Raw genomic sequence first — 15,452 nt, forward strand, 5'->3', positions numbered from 1 at the left:
ACGATGAGCGCAACCGACACGATGACAACGAGCGCTGCATCCGGCGGGCAACCGCGGGTATTCCACGTCGAGGACGAGCATCACGCCGAGGGCGGCAGCACGATGCTCGGGTTCTGGCTCTATCTGATGAGCGATTGTCTCATCTTCGCGATGTTGTTTGCGGCCTATGGGGTGCTTGGCGGAAACTACGCGGCCGGACCGTCGCCGAAAGATCTGTTCGATCTGCCCCTGGTCGCCATCAACACGACGATGCTGTTGTTGTCGTCGATTACCTATGGCTTCGCCATGCTGACGATGGAAAGAGGGCGTGTCGGAGCGACGCAGGGATGGCTTGTCGTCACCGCATTGTTCGGCATCGCTTTCGTATCGATCGAGCTCAGCGAGTTTTCGCATCTCATCCATGACGGCGCCGGCCCGCAGCGCAGCGCCTTTCTTTCCTCCTTCTTTACGCTGGTCGGAACGCACGGCCTGCACGTGACCTTCGGGCTGATCTGGATGGTGACGCTGATGGTGCAGGTCGCGCGGCACGGTCTGGTCACGGCAAATCGCCGCCGTCTGATGTGCCTCAGCCTGTTCTGGCACTTCCTGGACGTCATCTGGATCGGCGTGTTCACGTTCGTCTATCTGATGGGATTTTTGCGATGAACGCCGATACGCATGTCGACCACCACGATAGCCATGCCGACGAGCCTGCACACGGATCGTTGCGCAGCTATCTGACCGGCTTCTTTCTTTCGGTGGTGCTGACGGTCATCCCATTTTGGCTTGTGATGGGCGACGTATTGTCCTCGAAGCAGGCGACCGCCCTGGTCATCATGGCCTTCGCGGTGGTGCAGATCATCGTTCACATGATCTTCTTCCTGCACATGAACCCGCGTTCGGAGAACGGCTGGACCCTGATGGCGCTGCTGTTCACGCTGGTTCTGGTGGGTATCACGCTGTCCGGTTCGCTTTGGGTGATGTATCACCTCAACGCCAACATGGTGCTTGATCCGGGCATGAGTCAGATGCCGTGACGCTTGCCGCCGACAGCGCGGCGCCGGGGCGCGAGCCTGCCGGCGACGCGCTGCCACGGTCGCGGCGGGCGCGCATCATCCCGGCAATCCTTGCCGCCATCGGCGTTCTGGCCCTGACCGGGCTTGGTGTCTGGCAAGTCGAACGCCGCGTGTGGAAACTCGATCTGATCGACCGCGTCGAGCGGCGGGTACATGCGGCGCCGGTGGCGGCGCCGGGGCCCGCATTATGGCCGCGCATCAATGCCGCTGACGATGCCTATCGTCATGTCAGCGTGAGCGGGCATTTCCTCGACGCTGCGCCGGCCCTGGCATTGGCCGTCACCGAGCGGGGCGGCGGGTATTGGGTGCTGGCGCCGTTCAGGGCCGATGACGGGTTCATCGTGATGGTCAATCGCGGGTTCGTGCCGTTGGACCGTTCCGAATGGCAGAACCTTGCCGGCCCCTCGGGCGAGGCGACCGTGACCGGGTTGCTGCGGCTGAGCGAGCCGGGCGGGGCTTTTCTCCGTCACAACGATCCTGCCGCCGACCGCTGGTATTCCCGGGATGTGGCGGCCATGGCGGGCAGCCGCGGCTTGACCGGGGCAGCGCCTTATTTCATCGACGCCGACGCGGCGGCGGACAATCCCGGCGCGTTTCCGGTCGGCGGGTTGACCGTGGTCGCGTTCCCGAACAACCACCTCACCTATGCGCTGACATGGTTCGCGCTGGCGGCGATGCTGGCGGCCTGGACGATTTGGGCCGGATGGCAGGAGCGGCGCCCGGGCAAGGCCGGTTGACATCGAATTCTGATTTCCGGATGGGTTCCCGCGGGAGAACGGAGTCTTTCCGCTAACCTCCGGATCTTGCGACCAGGAGCACGACGATTTCGATCGACCGGGCAACCGACAGGAGAAACCTGCTGCTGTTGGTGCAGCTTCGCTGGCTTGCGGTCGCCGGCCAAGTGGTCACGATCTGTATCGTCTGGTGGCTGTTCCGCATCGCGCTTCCGATCCTTCAGATGATCGCGGTCATCGTATTCCTGATCGGATTGAACATTGTCAGCGTGGACCGCTACCGCCGCCGCGCAAATGTAACCAATGCGGAATTGTTTGCGTCGCTGCTGCTCGATGTCGCCGCGCTGACGATGCAGCTATATCTGAGCGGCGGCGCCGCCAATCCGTTTATCTCGGTTTATCTGCTGCAAGTGACGCTCGCCGCGATTTTGTTGACGGCGCGCTTGACCTGGATTCTCGTGTTCATCACGAGCTGTTGTTTCATCGCCCTGACGCAGTTCTATCTGCCGGTATTCGATGTCTATCGGGATGACGGCGATTTCCTGGCCGTTCACATCGCGGGCATGTTCGTCTGTTTCCTGTTGTCCTCGGTGCTTCTGGTCTTCTTCATCGGGCGAATCAATTTCAACCTCCGGGCGCGGGATGCGCATGTGGCGCGGCTGCGGGAACAGGCAGCGGAAGAGGACCACATCGTGCGGATGGGACTGCTCGCTTCAGGGGCGGCGCACGAGCTCGGGACGCCGCTTGCGACGCTTTCCGTCATTTTGAACGATTGGCAGCATATGCCAGACTTGGAGAAAGTTCCCGAACTGGCGCATGAGATTGACGAAATGCAGGCCCAGGTCGAGCGATGCAAGTCCATTGTGTCCGGTATTCTGCTATCCTCGGGCGAAGTGCGCGGCGAAGGAACGCTGCGGACGACCGTGAACACCTTCATGGACGAGCTCGCAGCCGAGTGGCGCGCCGCCCGTTCGCCGCAGCGCTTCGACTATGTCAATTCCTTCGGTGAGGATCAGCCGGTGGTATCCGATACGGCCCTGAGACAGGTTATCTTCAGTTTGCTGGATAACGCGCTCGAAGCCTCACCAGCTCATGTGATGGCCGAGATCAGCCGTGCCGACGGCAATCTTTGCGTTACCGTGAGCGACGAGGGGCCGGGCTTTACGCCGGAAATGCTGGCGGCGCTCGGAAAGCCATATCAGTCGAGCAAGAGCCGGCCCGGTGGGGGACTGGGCTTGTTTCTGGTCGTCAACGTCGTCCGCAAGCTGGGCGGCGTCGTTTCGGCCCGGAACGGAGCTTTCGGCGGGGCCATCGTCACGCTGACATTCCCGCTGGCGGCGCTGTTGCCGGGAGACGGCCATGGACACTGAGCGCGCCTTGCTGATCGTCGAGGACGATGCATCCTTTGCCCGGGCGCTCAGCCGTTCGTTCGAGCGCCGCGGCTACCAGCTTCGCCTGTGCCGGGAAATCGAGGAAGTCGCCCAGCTGATCGAGACGTTCGTACCGGCCTACGCCGTCGTCGATCTCAAATTACCCGACGGTTCGGGACTGGAATGCGTGAAATTGCTTCATGAGCGCGACCCCGGAATAAAGATCGTGGTGCTGACGGGCTTTGCCAGCATCGCGACCGCCATCGAGGCGGTCAAGCTCGGGGCCTGTCATTATCTCGCGAAACCGTCGACCACCGACGACATCGAGGCGGCTTTCCAACGCGCGGAAGGCGATGTTTCGGTGAAGCTGACGAAGCGGCCGACCTCCATCAAGAACCTCGAATGGGAACGAATCCACGAAGTTCTGGCCGAGGCGGATTTCAATATCTCCGAAACGGCACGCCGGCTCGGAATGCACCGCCGGACGCTCGCGCGCAAGCTCGCCAAGAACAGGGTCAAATAAGGGTCGATTCAGGGTTGTCGGCGCTGCAGCGTTTTTGAGCGAAGTGGACGCGTGAAGAAAACGCGTCAAAACAAGAATCCAGAGCTTCGGTTCTGATTCAATCAGAACCGAAGCTTTAGGGATTTGCACCGATCGCCGTGCGGGCGTCCCGCAGCGCGTCGAGACACGCCTGGGAATCGCCTGCCTTGCTAGCCTGACGGGCCCGTTGCAGGGCCGCAACCGCGTCGCTGCCATTCGGCCAATTATCGAACTTGCTCTCCGCCTGCGCGAGGGTCGAGGGCGTCGGCTGATGGCCGAGTTTTGCGAATTTCGATTCCGGCGCAAAGGGTCCCGCGGCCGCGTGTTGAGCCAGAGCCTTGTTGACGGCGATACGCGTGCGCTGAAGCTCGGCCGAACATGAGCTTCGGGCCGCGACCGGCGCCACCGGGAAAGATGCAGCCCCAACGCTCAGCAATATCGCAACGAGAGAGTGAGCATATACTGATTTCACGCGCATATCTGCCTCCGACGTGATCCCGAATGAAGCTCGGTACTGCGTCCGCCATTTTAGAGCCTTTTTGGTTCCGATGGAATCAGAACCAAAAGGGTTCTAGGCGCGTCGGCCGTTTTCGCGGTAAAGCCGAAACAACAGAATCGCCAAAGCGAGCCCGGCCCATAACAGAAGCTGGCCACATACCAGCGGCCAGCCGCCGAAATTCCAGGCCAGAACACCGCCATAGGTGCCGATCGCTCCACCCAGGAACAGCGTCGTCATGTAAACGGTATTGATCCGGCTGTGCGCGGTCTCATCCAGCCCGTAAATCTGTGCGAGATTATTGACCTGTGTGGCTTGCACGCCGACGTCCAGCAGGAGGACGCCGACCGCCAGGGCCGGTACGCTGTACGGCCACAGGAAAAGGCACACGATGCTGGCGATGATGATGGAGACCGTCAGGATTTGTATCCGCAACGGATGCCGCTTGTCCGCGATCCGCCCGAAGACCGATGCCGCGCCCGCGCCGGCGATGGCTAGGATGCCGAATAGGCCGATCCGGTCGCTGCTGTAAGTGAAGGGCGGGCCGCTCAGATGAAACGTGAGCGCAGTCCAGAACGAACAGAACAGACCGAAGACCAGCGAGCCGACCAGCATGACGCGCAGGAGCTGGACCCGTTTCAGTTGCAGCAGGGTGGATTTGAGCAGGTCGCCATAATGCCCGGTGTGATGGGACGCGCGTTGCGGCAACATGGCCGCAAAGACGATGGTGGCGGCCAGCACAAGTCCGGCCGACACGCCGTACACGGACCGCCAGCCAGCCCATTCCGCGAGATAGCCGCCGACGATCCGGGCCGACAGGATGCCGATCAGAGCACCCGTAAACACGGTGCCGACCACTTTGCCCTTGGCATTGTTCGCGGCCAGCGCCGCGGCCATCGGCATGATGATCTGTGTCGACACTGCAAACAGGCCGACGAGGACACTGGCGACATAAAGCGCAGGGAGCGTCTGGACGAAGGTAATGGCGACCAGCGCCAGACACAAAAGCCCCTGCAGGACCAGCACCAGCTTCTTGCGGTCGAACATGTCGCCGAGCGGCGCCAGAAAAAACAGCCCGACGCCGTAGGCCGCCTGCGTGAGCGCCGGCAGATAACCGACCTCGATTTCCTTGGCGTGCAGCGATGTGGCGATCTCAGCCAGGATCGGCTGGTTGTAATACAGGTTCGCGACCGTCACGCCCGCGGCGACCGCCATGGTGAGCACCTGTCCGGAACTGGGGCCCTTGGTTTCTTGACAAGGCATCGGAGCACTGGTTACCTTGGTAACTAAATTCATAAGAGTTGACTCATGTTTTTTCTGGAGGATCTTCCCGACGCCCGGATGCTGAAGGGCTTCGCGGACCGCTTTCCCGAGATGGAGATCGACGCCACCGCTGCCTGCTTGCGGCTGCTGCGCGTCGCCAGCCATCTCATCCGCGATCTGGAAGCACATTTTTCGCATCATGGGCTATCACAAGCGCGTTTCCTTGTTCTCGTCGTGCTGGAGCGCTCGGCGGAGAAGCACCTGATGCCGGTCGAGATTGCCAGGCAATTAGGCATCTCCAAGAAAAACACGGCGCGGGTGCTGAACTTCATGGAAGAGGACAAGTTGATCCGCCGCACATCTCACGATACCGACGGCCGCGCCTCGGTTGTCACCATGACATCGAAAGGCAGAAGCCTCCTGGCTGAGGCGCTGCCCGGTTATTATCGCGCGCTCAATGCAGCCTTGAGGCCTCTCAGCGCGAAGGAAAAAAAGACGTTCATCGAACTCCTCGACCTGATCGGCCCGGATGAGGCTGCACAGCGGAAAGCGCGCCGCGCAGTCTCAAGCTGACACCGACCGTTCAGCCGCGCCGGATCTGACCGGGCGTAACGCCCGCCTGCTGCGGCACGGCTCCGCACAGGAAGGCTCTGTCCATTTCTTGAGCACCCGTCATCCTATTCGTTTGTCATGTATATTTATGCATGGCAGAGCTGGCATAATTGGATACCATGGTACCTATGATAGTAACCATGGTGCCCAATAAGTCAAGGGCACTCTGGGCGGCGTCAACGAGGCGAATCATTCGAATAGTCCGGTGGGCATCATCGAACTGTCACATCGCCCGGAACGGAACGATCCCGCCCGGCAAGTCGCCGCGCTTTCTTGCGTCCCTCATGGGCGCAATGTTCGACTTCAGTGCGGATCCGGTGTCAGGACATCCTCGATCCTGATCGGAAAGCGACGTACCCGGATCCCCGTGGCGTGCCAGACCGCGTTGGCAACGGCGCCGGCCGAACCCGTGATTCCGATTTCACCGACGCCCTTGATGCCCAGCGCGTTTACATAGGGATCGTGCTCGTCGATCATCAACGCTTCCATCGGCGGGACGTCGGCGTTCACCGGGATGTGGTACTCGGCAAGGTTGGCGTTCAGCGTCCGGCCGGAGCGGCGATCCATGACGGCCTGCTCGTGCAGTGCAAAGGACATGCCCCAGATCATGCCGCCAAAGATCTGACTGCGCACCAGACGGGGGTTGATGATCCGTCCCGCGGCGAAAGCGCCGATCAGGCGGGTGACGCGGATCTGGCCGAGATCAGGATCGACCTTGACTTCGGCGAACACCGCGCCGTGCGCATGCATGGCGTAGGTCGATTGCGAAGCGGGGTCTGCGGTGCTCTTGCCGCGGGCCTCGATCTGCGTGAGTCCGGCGTGGCCGAGAATATCGGCATAGCTCTCGCTGCGCGTTTCATCGTCGCGGCGGAACAGGCGGCCGTTACGCGCGATCACTCCGGCATTGCCCGCGCCGAACAGCGGCGAGCGTTCGTTGTTGGTGGCGAGCTCCTCGAGCCTGGCGATGACAGCGGTGCCCGCATTGTGGATCGCCGTGCCCGCGGTCGCCGTATGAGCCGAGCCGCCGGCGATGCCCGCATCCGGCAGATCGGAAGTCCCTGCCTTGAACTCCATTTGCGCGAGGTCGAGACCGAGGCTGTCGGCCGCGATCTGGGCAAAGGCGGTCCAGGCGCCCTGACCCATGTCGTGCGCGCCCGTTTCCATCACGCCGGATCCGTCGCTGCGGATCACCGCGCGCGCCTCGGCCTGGAACATCAGCGCCGGAAACGTCGCCGTGCCCATGCCCCAGCCGACCAGAAGACCTGCCTCGTCACGCAACTGCCGCGGGGTAAGCGGGCGCTGTGACCAGCCAAAGCGTTCGGCGCCTTGCCGGTAGCACTCGCGCAGGGCTTTCGAGGAAAATGGCTTGCCGGAAATCGGCTCGACTTCGGCATAATTCCTGATGCGGAAGGCGAGCGGATCCATCCCGCAGGCCCATGCCGCCTCGTCGATCGCGCTTTCCAGCGCAATCGATCCGGTAGCCTCGCCGGGCGCGCGCATGAACAACGGCGTGCCGGTGTCGACCCGGATTGCCTCATGCGACGTGGCGATGGCGGGGCTTGCGTAGAGCGTATGCGAGGCGTCGGCGGCCGGCTCGAAGAAATCGTCGAAGCTGCTCGACACCGTCTTGGCGTGGTGGTCGATCGCGGTCAGCGCGCCCGCATTGTCGGCGCCGATGCGAATCCGCTGGCGGGTGGGCGCCCGGTGGCCGACGGGGCCGTACATCTGCTCACGGCGCAGCACCAGCTTGACCGGCTTGCCGACCAGCCGGGCCGCCATGATGCCGAGGATCTGCGGGCCCGCGATCAGGCCTTTCGAGCCGAAGCCACCGCCGAGGAACGGGCTGCGGATATGGATATTCTCCGGCGAAATGCCGAACAGTCCCGCGATCCGCCCCTGCGCCATCGCAAGGCCCTGGCTCGGGGTATCGATCGACAGCGCATCGCCGTCCCACGCCGCCACGATGGCGTGAGGCTCCATCGCATTGTGGTACTGGGTCGGCGTCTCGTAGGTCGCATCGATCTGTCTCGACGCCGCGGCCAGACCCGCCTCGACATCGCCGCGCCGCAGTTCGGACGGATTGCCGACGCCGACGGCGGGCGGCACGAAACTCTCATTCGAATCGAGGCCGACGCGGGGCGGCTGGGTTTCGTAGCGTGGCGACAGCAGCGCCGCGCCTTCGGTCGCAGCTTCCAGCGTCTCGGCGATCACCACCGCGATCGGCTGGTTCGCATAACGCACCAGGTCATTTTGCAGAAGATCGAGCCGGAACATGAAGGGATTGGTCTTGGCGTCCGGATCCTCCGCGAGCGGCGGCTTGTTCGCGGGCGTCATGACATCGACAACGCCCGGATGGCTCTTGGCTGCCCGCACGTCAAGAAAGCTCACGCGACCGCGCGCGATATGGCTGACCGCGAGAACCGCATAGAGCATTCCGGGCGGGTGGTTATCCGCGGCATAGCGGGCTTCTCCCTTGACCTTGAGGATGCCGTCGCGGCGGGTCAGCGGCTGCCCGATATTCGAACCATGCCGCGAATGGGAAGGTGATTGGGTGAGGCTGATCTCAGGCACCATGCAACGCTCCGGATATGGATGAGAACGGGGAAGCCGGCAGGGCCGGAATGCGCCGCGGCGTACCGGCTGCGGCCAGCGTCAGTGCGCGCACGACAATCCGCCGTGCGAGCGCGATCTTGAATTGATTGTTCCCCGAGGGCTTGGCGTCCGCGAGCGCGGTTTCGGCGGCGGCGCGGAAGGTGGCCAGGTCGGGATTGCAGCCCGCCAGGATCTTTTCCGCCGCGCGGGCCCGCCACGGTTTGGTGGCCACGCCGCCGAGCGCAAGCCGCGCATCCCAGATCGCGCCGCCTTCGATCCGCAAGGCCGCCGCCGCCGACACGACCGCGAAGGCATAGGAGGTGCGTTCGCGGACCTTCAGATAGCGCGCATGGGCCGAGAACGAGCGCGCCTCGCTGGGCAGCCGCAGGGCGACAATCAAATCGCCGGGCTCCAGCACGTTTTCCCGCTCGGGCGTATCGCCGGGCGGAAGGTGAAACGCCTCGAGCGCAACCTCGCGCCGGCCGGTTCTGCCCTCGATCTCCACGACAGCGTCGAGGGCGACAAGCGGCACGCAGAAATCCGACGGGTGGGTGGCGATGCAGGCCTCGCTCCAGCCGAGGACGGCGTGCAATCGGTTCTCGCCGTCATGGGCGTCGCAACCGCTACCCGGTTCGCGCTTGTTGCAGGCGCTGGCGACGTCGTAGAAATAGCTGCACCGCGTTCGCTGCAGCAGATTGCCGCCGACGGTCGCGGCGTTGCGAAGTTGCGCCGATGCGCCGGACAGCAGCGCCTCGGCGATCGAGGGATAGGACCGGGCGAAATCCGGATCGTGCGCCAGATCGGCATTGCGAACCAGCGCGCCGATGCGGACGCCGCCATCGGGCAGGTGTTCGATGCGGTCGAGTCCGGGCAGGCGCGTGACATCGACGAGACGGTTCGGATGGACGACGCCGCCTTTCATCAGGTCAAGCAGGTTGGTTCCGGCCGCGAGATAGGCCGCATCCGGTTCGGTGGCGGCCGCGATCGCCTCGGAAACGGTCGAAGGTCTGACGTAATCGAAGTTTTTCATGCGGAGCGCCTCTGGCTGGCCTCGGCGAGGCTTTTCTGCGCATCCAGCACCGCCTCCGTGATCCCGGCATAGGCACCGCACCGGCACAGGTTGCCGCTCATGCCTTCGCGGATGCGCTCGGGGTCGTCGCCGGCCTGCGCTTCCTGAATCAATCCGATCGCGCTCATGATCTGGCCGGGCGTGCAGAATCCGCACTGCAAACCGTCATGCGCGATAAAGGCAGCCTGCACCGGGTGCAGCAGGTCGCCGCGCGCGACGCCCTCGATCGTTAGCACGTCGGCGCCGTCATGGCTGACCGCCAGGGCCAGGCACGAATTGATCCGCCGGCCGTCGACCAGCACCGTGCAGGCGCCGCATTGGCCGCGATCGCATCCTTTCTTGGTGCCGGTCAGGTAAAGACGTTCGCGCAGGAGGTCGAGCAGCGTGACGCGGGGGTCTTCCAGCTCGACGTCCCGCCGTACACCGTTGACGGTGAGGCTGATGGAGAAGCTCATGCAGTGCTCCGATGGATGCGATGCTATGGTTCAAACTGAATCACGGCCGCCCGCGCCGATCGACATGCGGGTTCGGGCCGGCTCTACCGGCATATACGGAGGCATCCTCCGTTTCGCAAGGGGACGAAAAACTGGAATATGAGACGCAAAAGCGGTAACCGATTTTCCGATAAGATCATGTTCAAACAAAGGGATGAGATGATGATCCGATTTGATCCCATCGAATCGTGATTAGATTCATCGGATGGCAAATCAATCCGCAACACCCGTTCGCAGGCCCCGTGCCGATGCGGTCCGCAATCACGAGCGTGTATTGCAGGCCGCCAAAGCCGTCTTCAGCGCCGGCGGTCCGGAGGCGAGCCTGGAGGCGGTGGCCAAACGGGCCGGCGTCGGCATCGGGACGCTTTACCGTCACTTCCCGACGCGCGAGGCCCTGTTCGAGGCGGTCTACCGGCGCGAGGTGCAGCAGCTCAGCGAATTGGCGGACCAATTAGAGAGCGAAACGACGCCGGTCGAAGCGCTGCGCCGCTGGCTGCAATCCAATGTCGAGTTCGTCGCCACCAAGAAGGGCATGCTGGCCGCGCTGGCGCTTACGGTACACAGTTCGTCGGAACTCTATGCCCATACATTCGAACGCCTGATCAAGGCGGTCGGCACCTTGCTGGAGCGCGCGGTCGCGGCCGGCGAGATCCGCGCCGATATCAGTCCCGAGGATCTGCTGCGGGCGCTGGTCGGCATGTGCTACATGCACGATCAGCCCGGCTGGAAGAAGAGCGTCCTGCGGTTGGTCGATGTCTTCGTCGATGGGCTTCGTGTGCCGGCCAATGCCGACAAGCGGACGGCGTCAGCGCCGTCCTCCGACAAGACCATAGCGCGCGTGAAGCAACGGCCTCGGCGGCCTTCCTCCCGCAAGAGCCGCGATAAGTGACGCATCGGTAAGTGATGTGGCGACCGGCGGACGACATCACAATCCGTACAGGATCTTCAACTCGCCGCTGGCGCGAAGCGCGATGCTGATACCGTCGGCCGGCAGCAAGACCTTGTCGAGCTTCGCCGACGTCAGACGCCCTTCCATCCGGTAGCCGTTTTTCAACGGCCGTGTCAGCCGCTGGTTGGCGGCGTTGAGCAGATTTTGATACGCGACGCCGTAGCTGACATAGGCCTGTTCCTTCAACCGTCCGAGCAGCGCGTTGTCGGCGAACATCGCGCCGATCCCGCTCACGGGTACGCCCTGTACCGACAGGTCGGAGAGCCGAACGGTTTGCTTGCCGGTATCGGCGTCAAGCGCGCCGGACAGATAGACCCATTCGCCCGCGGCGGCATCGGTCTCGGAGGCTTTCGCGATGCGCAAGCCGATGACGAGTTTTCCCGAGGAAGGATAGACCTGAACCTCGCGAACCACATTTTCGCCCTTCGGCGCCGCATCGATCACCTGCACGATCTTGTCGCGCAGGACGTCGTAGCTGACAAGAATCGGCAGGATGACGTCGAAGGTGCCGGGTTCCGAGACATCCGTTCCGAGCGGCGGCAGCGCCGTCGGCGTCACGGCGGGCGGTGCCTGACCGATGGTGGTGGTGGCCGATCCGGAAAGTTCGAGCGAGCCTGAAAGGATCTTGGCATTGGCACGCACGCCGGCGAACGCCGCGCTTTGCGGCGTCAGTTGCAGCCAGATCTCGGGGGTATCGGCCAGCTTGATCGGCTCGAAGGCCTGTTGCCAGGCGGTGGCGGCCTTGTCATGCAAATCGAGCCGTCGCGCCGCGGCCAGCGCCCGCGACCGGATGCGGGCCAGTTGGGTTCGCATCCTCGGCTCGGCATATTTGGCCAGCGGGATATCGCGGCCGAGCACATGCAGGATGGGCGGTTCGCTCCAGCGAAAGCCATCGCTGAAATTCAGGTCGAGCGACCAGTCCCGGAGCAATTGCGGACGGGCTTCGGCCTCGATCGTGGCGCTGGCCTCGGTCTCGCCGTGGATGCGGGCGGTGAACCGGTTGGAGCCCTGGCCCTCGATCTCGCCATGGATCGGCACCGCGCCGTAGACGCGGTTGCCCCGCCCATACAGCGAAACCGGCCCGGAGCGTTCGACAAAGCCCGAAACGTCGCAATTGGCGTTGACCCTGAAGGCCAGCACCCGGCGATGCACGCAACTGATGCGTTCGTCGATCGTGGCGAGCCGCCGCGGGATGTCCTGCTCGATGGCGGAAGCCAGCGCCGGCAGCCCGAACTCGATCGTAGCCGAAATTCGCGATGGGGTTGCGAGGGGTGCTGTGCTGTCCGGGCTTAGCGGCGGCTTCTCCGCTGCCAGCGCGCCGGAGACCAGGCATGAGAAACCGATTGCGGCAACGCATCGCCGCGCGAAATGGACCGATGCAATAAGGGGTGGTGAATTGCAGGGGAGCTGACGGCGAGTCGTAGAAAGCGGATATGTCACTTATTGCCCCGTGCGATGGCTTTGCGGTTTCCTTAAAGCGGATGTTGTGCGACTCAAATCGCCGTAATTCAATCCGGGCGGATCGTCCAATTTCCGGTAGAGGTGCCCCGATGACGTTCAGTCACTGGCAATCGCATTCTGGCGAAGAGCCGATTCGAATTCCGGCGATCGGCCTCGATTTGCGGGTGCGCTTGCCCAACCGGGTCTCGGGCGGGGCGCTCGAGATGATCGAAACCGTCAACGCGCCGGGCTTTGGGCCGCCGCTGCACCGGCATCCCGAGACCGAGGTGTTCAGGATTCTCAAGGGGCGCTACCTCTATCAGGTCGACGACCGGCGTTTCCACGCCGAAGCGGGTGACGTGGTCAGCGTGCCCGGCGGCGTCGCGCATGCCTTCGTCAATGTTACGGACACGCCTGCGGAACAATTGGTCATGATCCTGCCGGGCTTGGATGCGGCGGCGTTCTTCACCGAGCTTGGCGAGGTCATGAAGGCCGGTATTCCCGCCCGCGACGTGCTGAATGCGTTTGGCCGGCGCTGGAACGTGGAGTTCCTCGGGCCGCCGTTGCGCAAGGACACATAAGCGTTGTTTTGATTTCATGCGCGACGGCAGCGGTCTTGCTGCCCGTCCGTGACTTGTCCTACGCTAGCTTCCGATACCAGCAAGGCTTGGCGGCATCAGACCGGGCCAGCGAACAAACGACAGGGAGGTAATGATCATGAGCACGCGCCGTGATTTCCTGAAGACGGCCGGCACCGCCGCTGCCGGCGGCATCGTTTTCTGTAGCTGCGGTCTGTTGCGAAGCGCGCAGGCCCAGCCGCCGCAACATCGCAAGCTGCCCGTCATGGTCAACGGCAAGCGGGTCAAGACCATCGACATTCACGCGCATTGCGTGATCCCGGAGGCCAGCGCGCTGCTGGGCCCGCTGCCGCTGATCCCGGTGCGAGGCAATGACGAGACGGTCATCGACATCGACAAGCGGCTTGCCGCGATGGATGCGCAGGCGATCGATCTGGAAGTGCTGTCGATCAATCCGAACTGGTATGACCGCGATCGCGACCTCGCGGGACAGGTCGTCAAGCTTCAGAACGAAAAACTGGCGGAACTATGCGCGTCGAAGTCCGACCGGTTCGCGGGCTTCGCCTCGCTAAGCTTGCAGGCGCCAGATCTTGCCGCGCAGGAACTGGAAATTGCGGTGAAAAAGCAGGGCCTGAAGGGCGCCGCGATCGGTGGCACGGTCAATGGCGTGGTGTTTTCCGATCCCAAATTTCATCCGGTCTGGGCCAAGGCGGAAGAACTCGGCGTGCCGCTGTTCATCCATCCGCAAGGCATTCCCGAGCTCAACCGGCAATTGGCCGGCAATGGCTGGCTCACCAATGCGATTGCCTATCCGGCGGAAACGACGATCGCGCTGTCGCACATGATCTTCGAGGGTACGTTCGACCGGTTTCCGAAGCTGAAGGTGATCGCCGCGCATGGCGGCGGTTACCTGCCTTCCTACGCCGACCGGTCGGATCATGCCTGCCTCGTCAACCCCAAGGGCTGCAACGCGGATATCGGGCTGAAGAAACAGCCCACGGAATATCTCAAGCAGATCTATTTCGACTCGCTGGTGTTCACGCCCGAGGCCGTGCGGCATCTGGTGGCGCAGGTCGGCGCGAGCCAGGTCGTGCTCGGCAGCGACTATCCTTATCCCTGGGAATTGCATCCGCTCGATCCCATCTTCGCGACGCCCTCGCTTAGCGATGGCCAGCGGGCCGATATCCTCGGCCGCACCGCGGCCAGGCTGATCAATATCGAGGTGTAGTGCGGCGCCGACCAAGGCGGCCGCGCGAATGCCGGTGCGGCCGCGTCGAGACCGCGTGCAAAGGCTCTCTATCTTATTGCCGTTCGGCAGGCCGCCTATATAGCGGAGCGCACCGAACCGATCATGCTCCAGCAGGGATGCGAGACAAACATGGATTTGAAGGGAAAGCGGATCGTTATTCTCGGCGGGACGTCGGGAATCGGACTGGCCATCGCACGCAAGGTCGAGGGCGAGGGCGCTTCCGTCGTCATCGCCTCCAGCAGCCAGGCCAAGGTCGACCGGGCCAAGTCACAGCTATCCGGCGCGGCGGAGGGTTTCACTGTCGATCTGACCCAAGAGGAAAGCATCCGGTCTTGCTTCGGCCGGATCGGCGCTTTCGATCATCTGGTCTACACGGCGGGCGAGCCTTTGCTGAGCGAACCGATCGAGACGCTGTCGCTGGAGCGGGCGCAGGATTTTTTCGGCATCCGCTTCTGGGGCTCGTTCCTGGCCGTCAAACATGGTGCGCCGCATATTCGCACAGGCGGCTCGATCGTGCTGTCGTCCGGCATGGCGTCGCGCCGCTCGCGCAAGGGCTGGAGCATGATATCGAGCGTGTGCGGCGCTTCCGAAGCGTTGACCCGCGCGCTCGCGGTCGAACTGGCGCCGCTGCGCGTCAATCTGGTTTGTCCGGGCCTGGTCAGGACCGAGTTATGGGACGGCATGCCGGCGGAAGCGCGCGAGGCCATGTACAAGCGTGCGGAGCAGAGTCTTCTGGTCGGCCGGCCCGGCGAGGCCGACGAACTGGCCGAAGCCTATGTCTACCTGATGAAGAACGGCTTCAGCACCGGGCAGATCGTTGTGGTCGATGGCGGCGCTTCCGTCGGCTGAGCTCGAATTATCCGGGCACGGTTCGGTTTGCCGCTCGGTCGCTTCCGTCGGCGACGTCGTCCGTCCCGCGATCGAACGGGGAAAGGCTGACACGGGAGGCGGCGTCTTCCGCCAACGCCGATGGCTCCGGGCCATAGGCAGCGGCCGGAACTCGTGCTACT

General features: G+C 63.3%; 16 protein-coding genes. 10 read left to right on the forward strand and 6 right to left on the reverse strand.

Going from position 1 to position 15,452, the window contains the following annotated elements:
- The first annotated feature begins 21 nt into the window (after window positions 1-21).
- The 5 genes from cyoC to HB630_RS15275 all read left to right on the forward strand — a co-directional run bounded on the left by cyoC (window position 22) and on the right by HB630_RS15275 (window position 3,682).
- Entirely contained in the window at window positions 22-645 is a 624-nt protein-coding gene (gene cyoC, locus HB630_RS15255) for a cytochrome o ubiquinol oxidase subunit III (RefSeq protein ID WP_213773291.1), read from the forward strand.
- On the forward strand, window positions 642-1,016 hold the full coding sequence (gene cyoD / locus HB630_RS15260) for a cytochrome o ubiquinol oxidase subunit IV (protein ID WP_213773081.1): 375 nt from the start codon (window positions 642-644) through the stop codon (window positions 1,014-1,016). Before cyoC ends, cyoD begins: the two co-directional genes overlap by 4 nt.
- The gene (locus HB630_RS15265) at window positions 1,013-1,792 is read left to right on the forward strand and encodes an SURF1 family protein (protein WP_213773082.1); all 780 of its coding nucleotides are present in this window, start codon (window positions 1,013-1,015) and stop codon (window positions 1,790-1,792) included. The genes cyoD and HB630_RS15265 overlap by 4 nt, the downstream gene beginning before the upstream one ends.
- 131 nt (window positions 1,793-1,923) lie before the next feature.
- Window positions 1,924-3,159 carry an ATP-binding protein gene (locus tag HB630_RS15270; RefSeq protein ID WP_346656104.1) on the forward strand — a complete coding sequence of 412 codons (1,236 nt, stop codon included), beginning with the start codon at window positions 1,924-1,926 and terminating at the stop codon, window positions 3,157-3,159.
- Complete coding sequence (locus HB630_RS15275; RefSeq protein WP_213773083.1) at window positions 3,149-3,682, forward strand: response regulator transcription factor; 534 nt, start codon at window positions 3,149-3,151, stop codon at window positions 3,680-3,682. Before HB630_RS15270 ends, HB630_RS15275 begins: the two co-directional genes overlap by 11 nt.
- Window positions 3,683-3,797: 115 nt before the next feature.
- Here HB630_RS15275 and HB630_RS15280 read toward each other — a convergent pair whose 3' ends face one another.
- Together HB630_RS15280 and HB630_RS15285 are read right to left on the reverse strand one after the other, a co-directional pair.
- Entirely contained in the window at window positions 3,798-4,178 is a 381-nt protein-coding gene (locus HB630_RS15280; RefSeq protein WP_213773084.1) for a hypothetical protein, read from the reverse strand.
- Window positions 4,179-4,271: 93 nt separating this feature from the next.
- Complete coding sequence (locus HB630_RS15285; RefSeq protein WP_213773085.1) at window positions 4,272-5,459, reverse strand: MFS transporter; 1,188 nt, start codon at window positions 5,457-5,459, stop codon at window positions 4,272-4,274.
- 45 nt (window positions 5,460-5,504) lie between these two features.
- On the opposite strand from HB630_RS15285, the gene HB630_RS15290 reads away from it, so the two are divergent.
- On the forward strand, window positions 5,505-6,032 hold the full coding sequence (locus HB630_RS15290) for a MarR family transcriptional regulator (protein WP_213773086.1): 528 nt from the start codon (window positions 5,505-5,507) through the stop codon (window positions 6,030-6,032).
- A gap of 342 nt (window positions 6,033-6,374) precedes the next feature.
- On the opposite strand, the gene HB630_RS15295 is transcribed toward HB630_RS15290, so the two are convergent.
- Genes HB630_RS15295 through HB630_RS15305 form a run of 3 tightly spaced genes read right to left on the reverse strand, consistent with a single transcriptional unit; the run spans window position 6,375 to window position 10,187 of the window.
- Window positions 6,375-8,645, reverse strand: coding sequence for a xanthine dehydrogenase family protein molybdopterin-binding subunit (locus HB630_RS15295; protein ID WP_218626129.1), 2,271 nt, complete (start codon window positions 8,643-8,645; stop codon window positions 6,375-6,377).
- Window positions 8,635-9,693: a xanthine dehydrogenase family protein subunit M gene (locus tag HB630_RS15300; protein WP_213773087.1), complete on the reverse strand. Its 1,059-nt coding sequence runs from the start codon at window positions 9,691-9,693 to the stop codon at window positions 8,635-8,637. Before HB630_RS15300 ends, HB630_RS15295 begins: the two co-directional genes overlap by 11 nt.
- Window positions 9,690-10,187, reverse strand: a complete 498-nt coding sequence (locus HB630_RS15305; RefSeq protein ID WP_213773088.1) for a (2Fe-2S)-binding protein — start codon at window positions 10,185-10,187, stop codon at window positions 9,690-9,692. The genes HB630_RS15300 and HB630_RS15305 overlap by 4 nt, the downstream gene beginning before the upstream one ends.
- Before the next feature lie 244 nt (window positions 10,188-10,431).
- On the opposite strand from HB630_RS15305, the gene HB630_RS15310 reads away from it, so the two are divergent.
- Window positions 10,432-11,115 carry a TetR/AcrR family transcriptional regulator gene (locus HB630_RS15310; protein ID WP_213773089.1) on the forward strand — a complete coding sequence of 228 codons (684 nt, stop codon included), beginning with the start codon at window positions 10,432-10,434 and terminating at the stop codon, window positions 11,113-11,115.
- Between the two features lie 36 nt (window positions 11,116-11,151).
- Here HB630_RS15310 and HB630_RS15315 read toward each other — a convergent pair whose 3' ends face one another.
- Entirely contained in the window at window positions 11,152-12,615 is a 1,464-nt protein-coding gene (locus HB630_RS15315; RefSeq protein ID WP_346656096.1) for a DUF4403 family protein, read from the reverse strand.
- A 110-nt stretch (window positions 12,616-12,725) separates the two neighbouring features.
- Between HB630_RS15315 and HB630_RS15320 the strand changes: the two genes are divergently transcribed.
- The 3 genes from HB630_RS15320 to HB630_RS15330 all read left to right on the forward strand — a co-directional run bounded on the left by HB630_RS15320 (window position 12,726) and on the right by HB630_RS15330 (window position 15,291).
- Entirely contained in the window at window positions 12,726-13,196 is a 471-nt protein-coding gene (locus HB630_RS15320) for a cupin domain-containing protein (RefSeq protein ID WP_213773090.1), read from the forward strand.
- A 136-nt stretch (window positions 13,197-13,332) separates the two neighbouring features.
- Window positions 13,333-14,421: an amidohydrolase family protein gene (locus tag HB630_RS15325; protein WP_213773091.1), complete on the forward strand. Its 1,089-nt coding sequence runs from the start codon at window positions 13,333-13,335 to the stop codon at window positions 14,419-14,421.
- Between the two features lie 150 nt (window positions 14,422-14,571).
- Window positions 14,572-15,291 (forward strand): SDR family oxidoreductase, encoded by a 720-nt coding sequence (locus tag HB630_RS15330; protein ID WP_213773092.1) that lies wholly within the window; start codon window positions 14,572-14,574, stop codon window positions 15,289-15,291.
- Window positions 15,292-15,452: the final 161 nt, after the last annotated feature.

Origin of the sequence: Bradyrhizobium sp. dw_78 (genome assembly GCF_018449525.1) — a bacterium.
Taxonomy (GTDB): Bacteria; Pseudomonadota; Alphaproteobacteria; order Rhizobiales; family Xanthobacteraceae; genus Bradyrhizobium.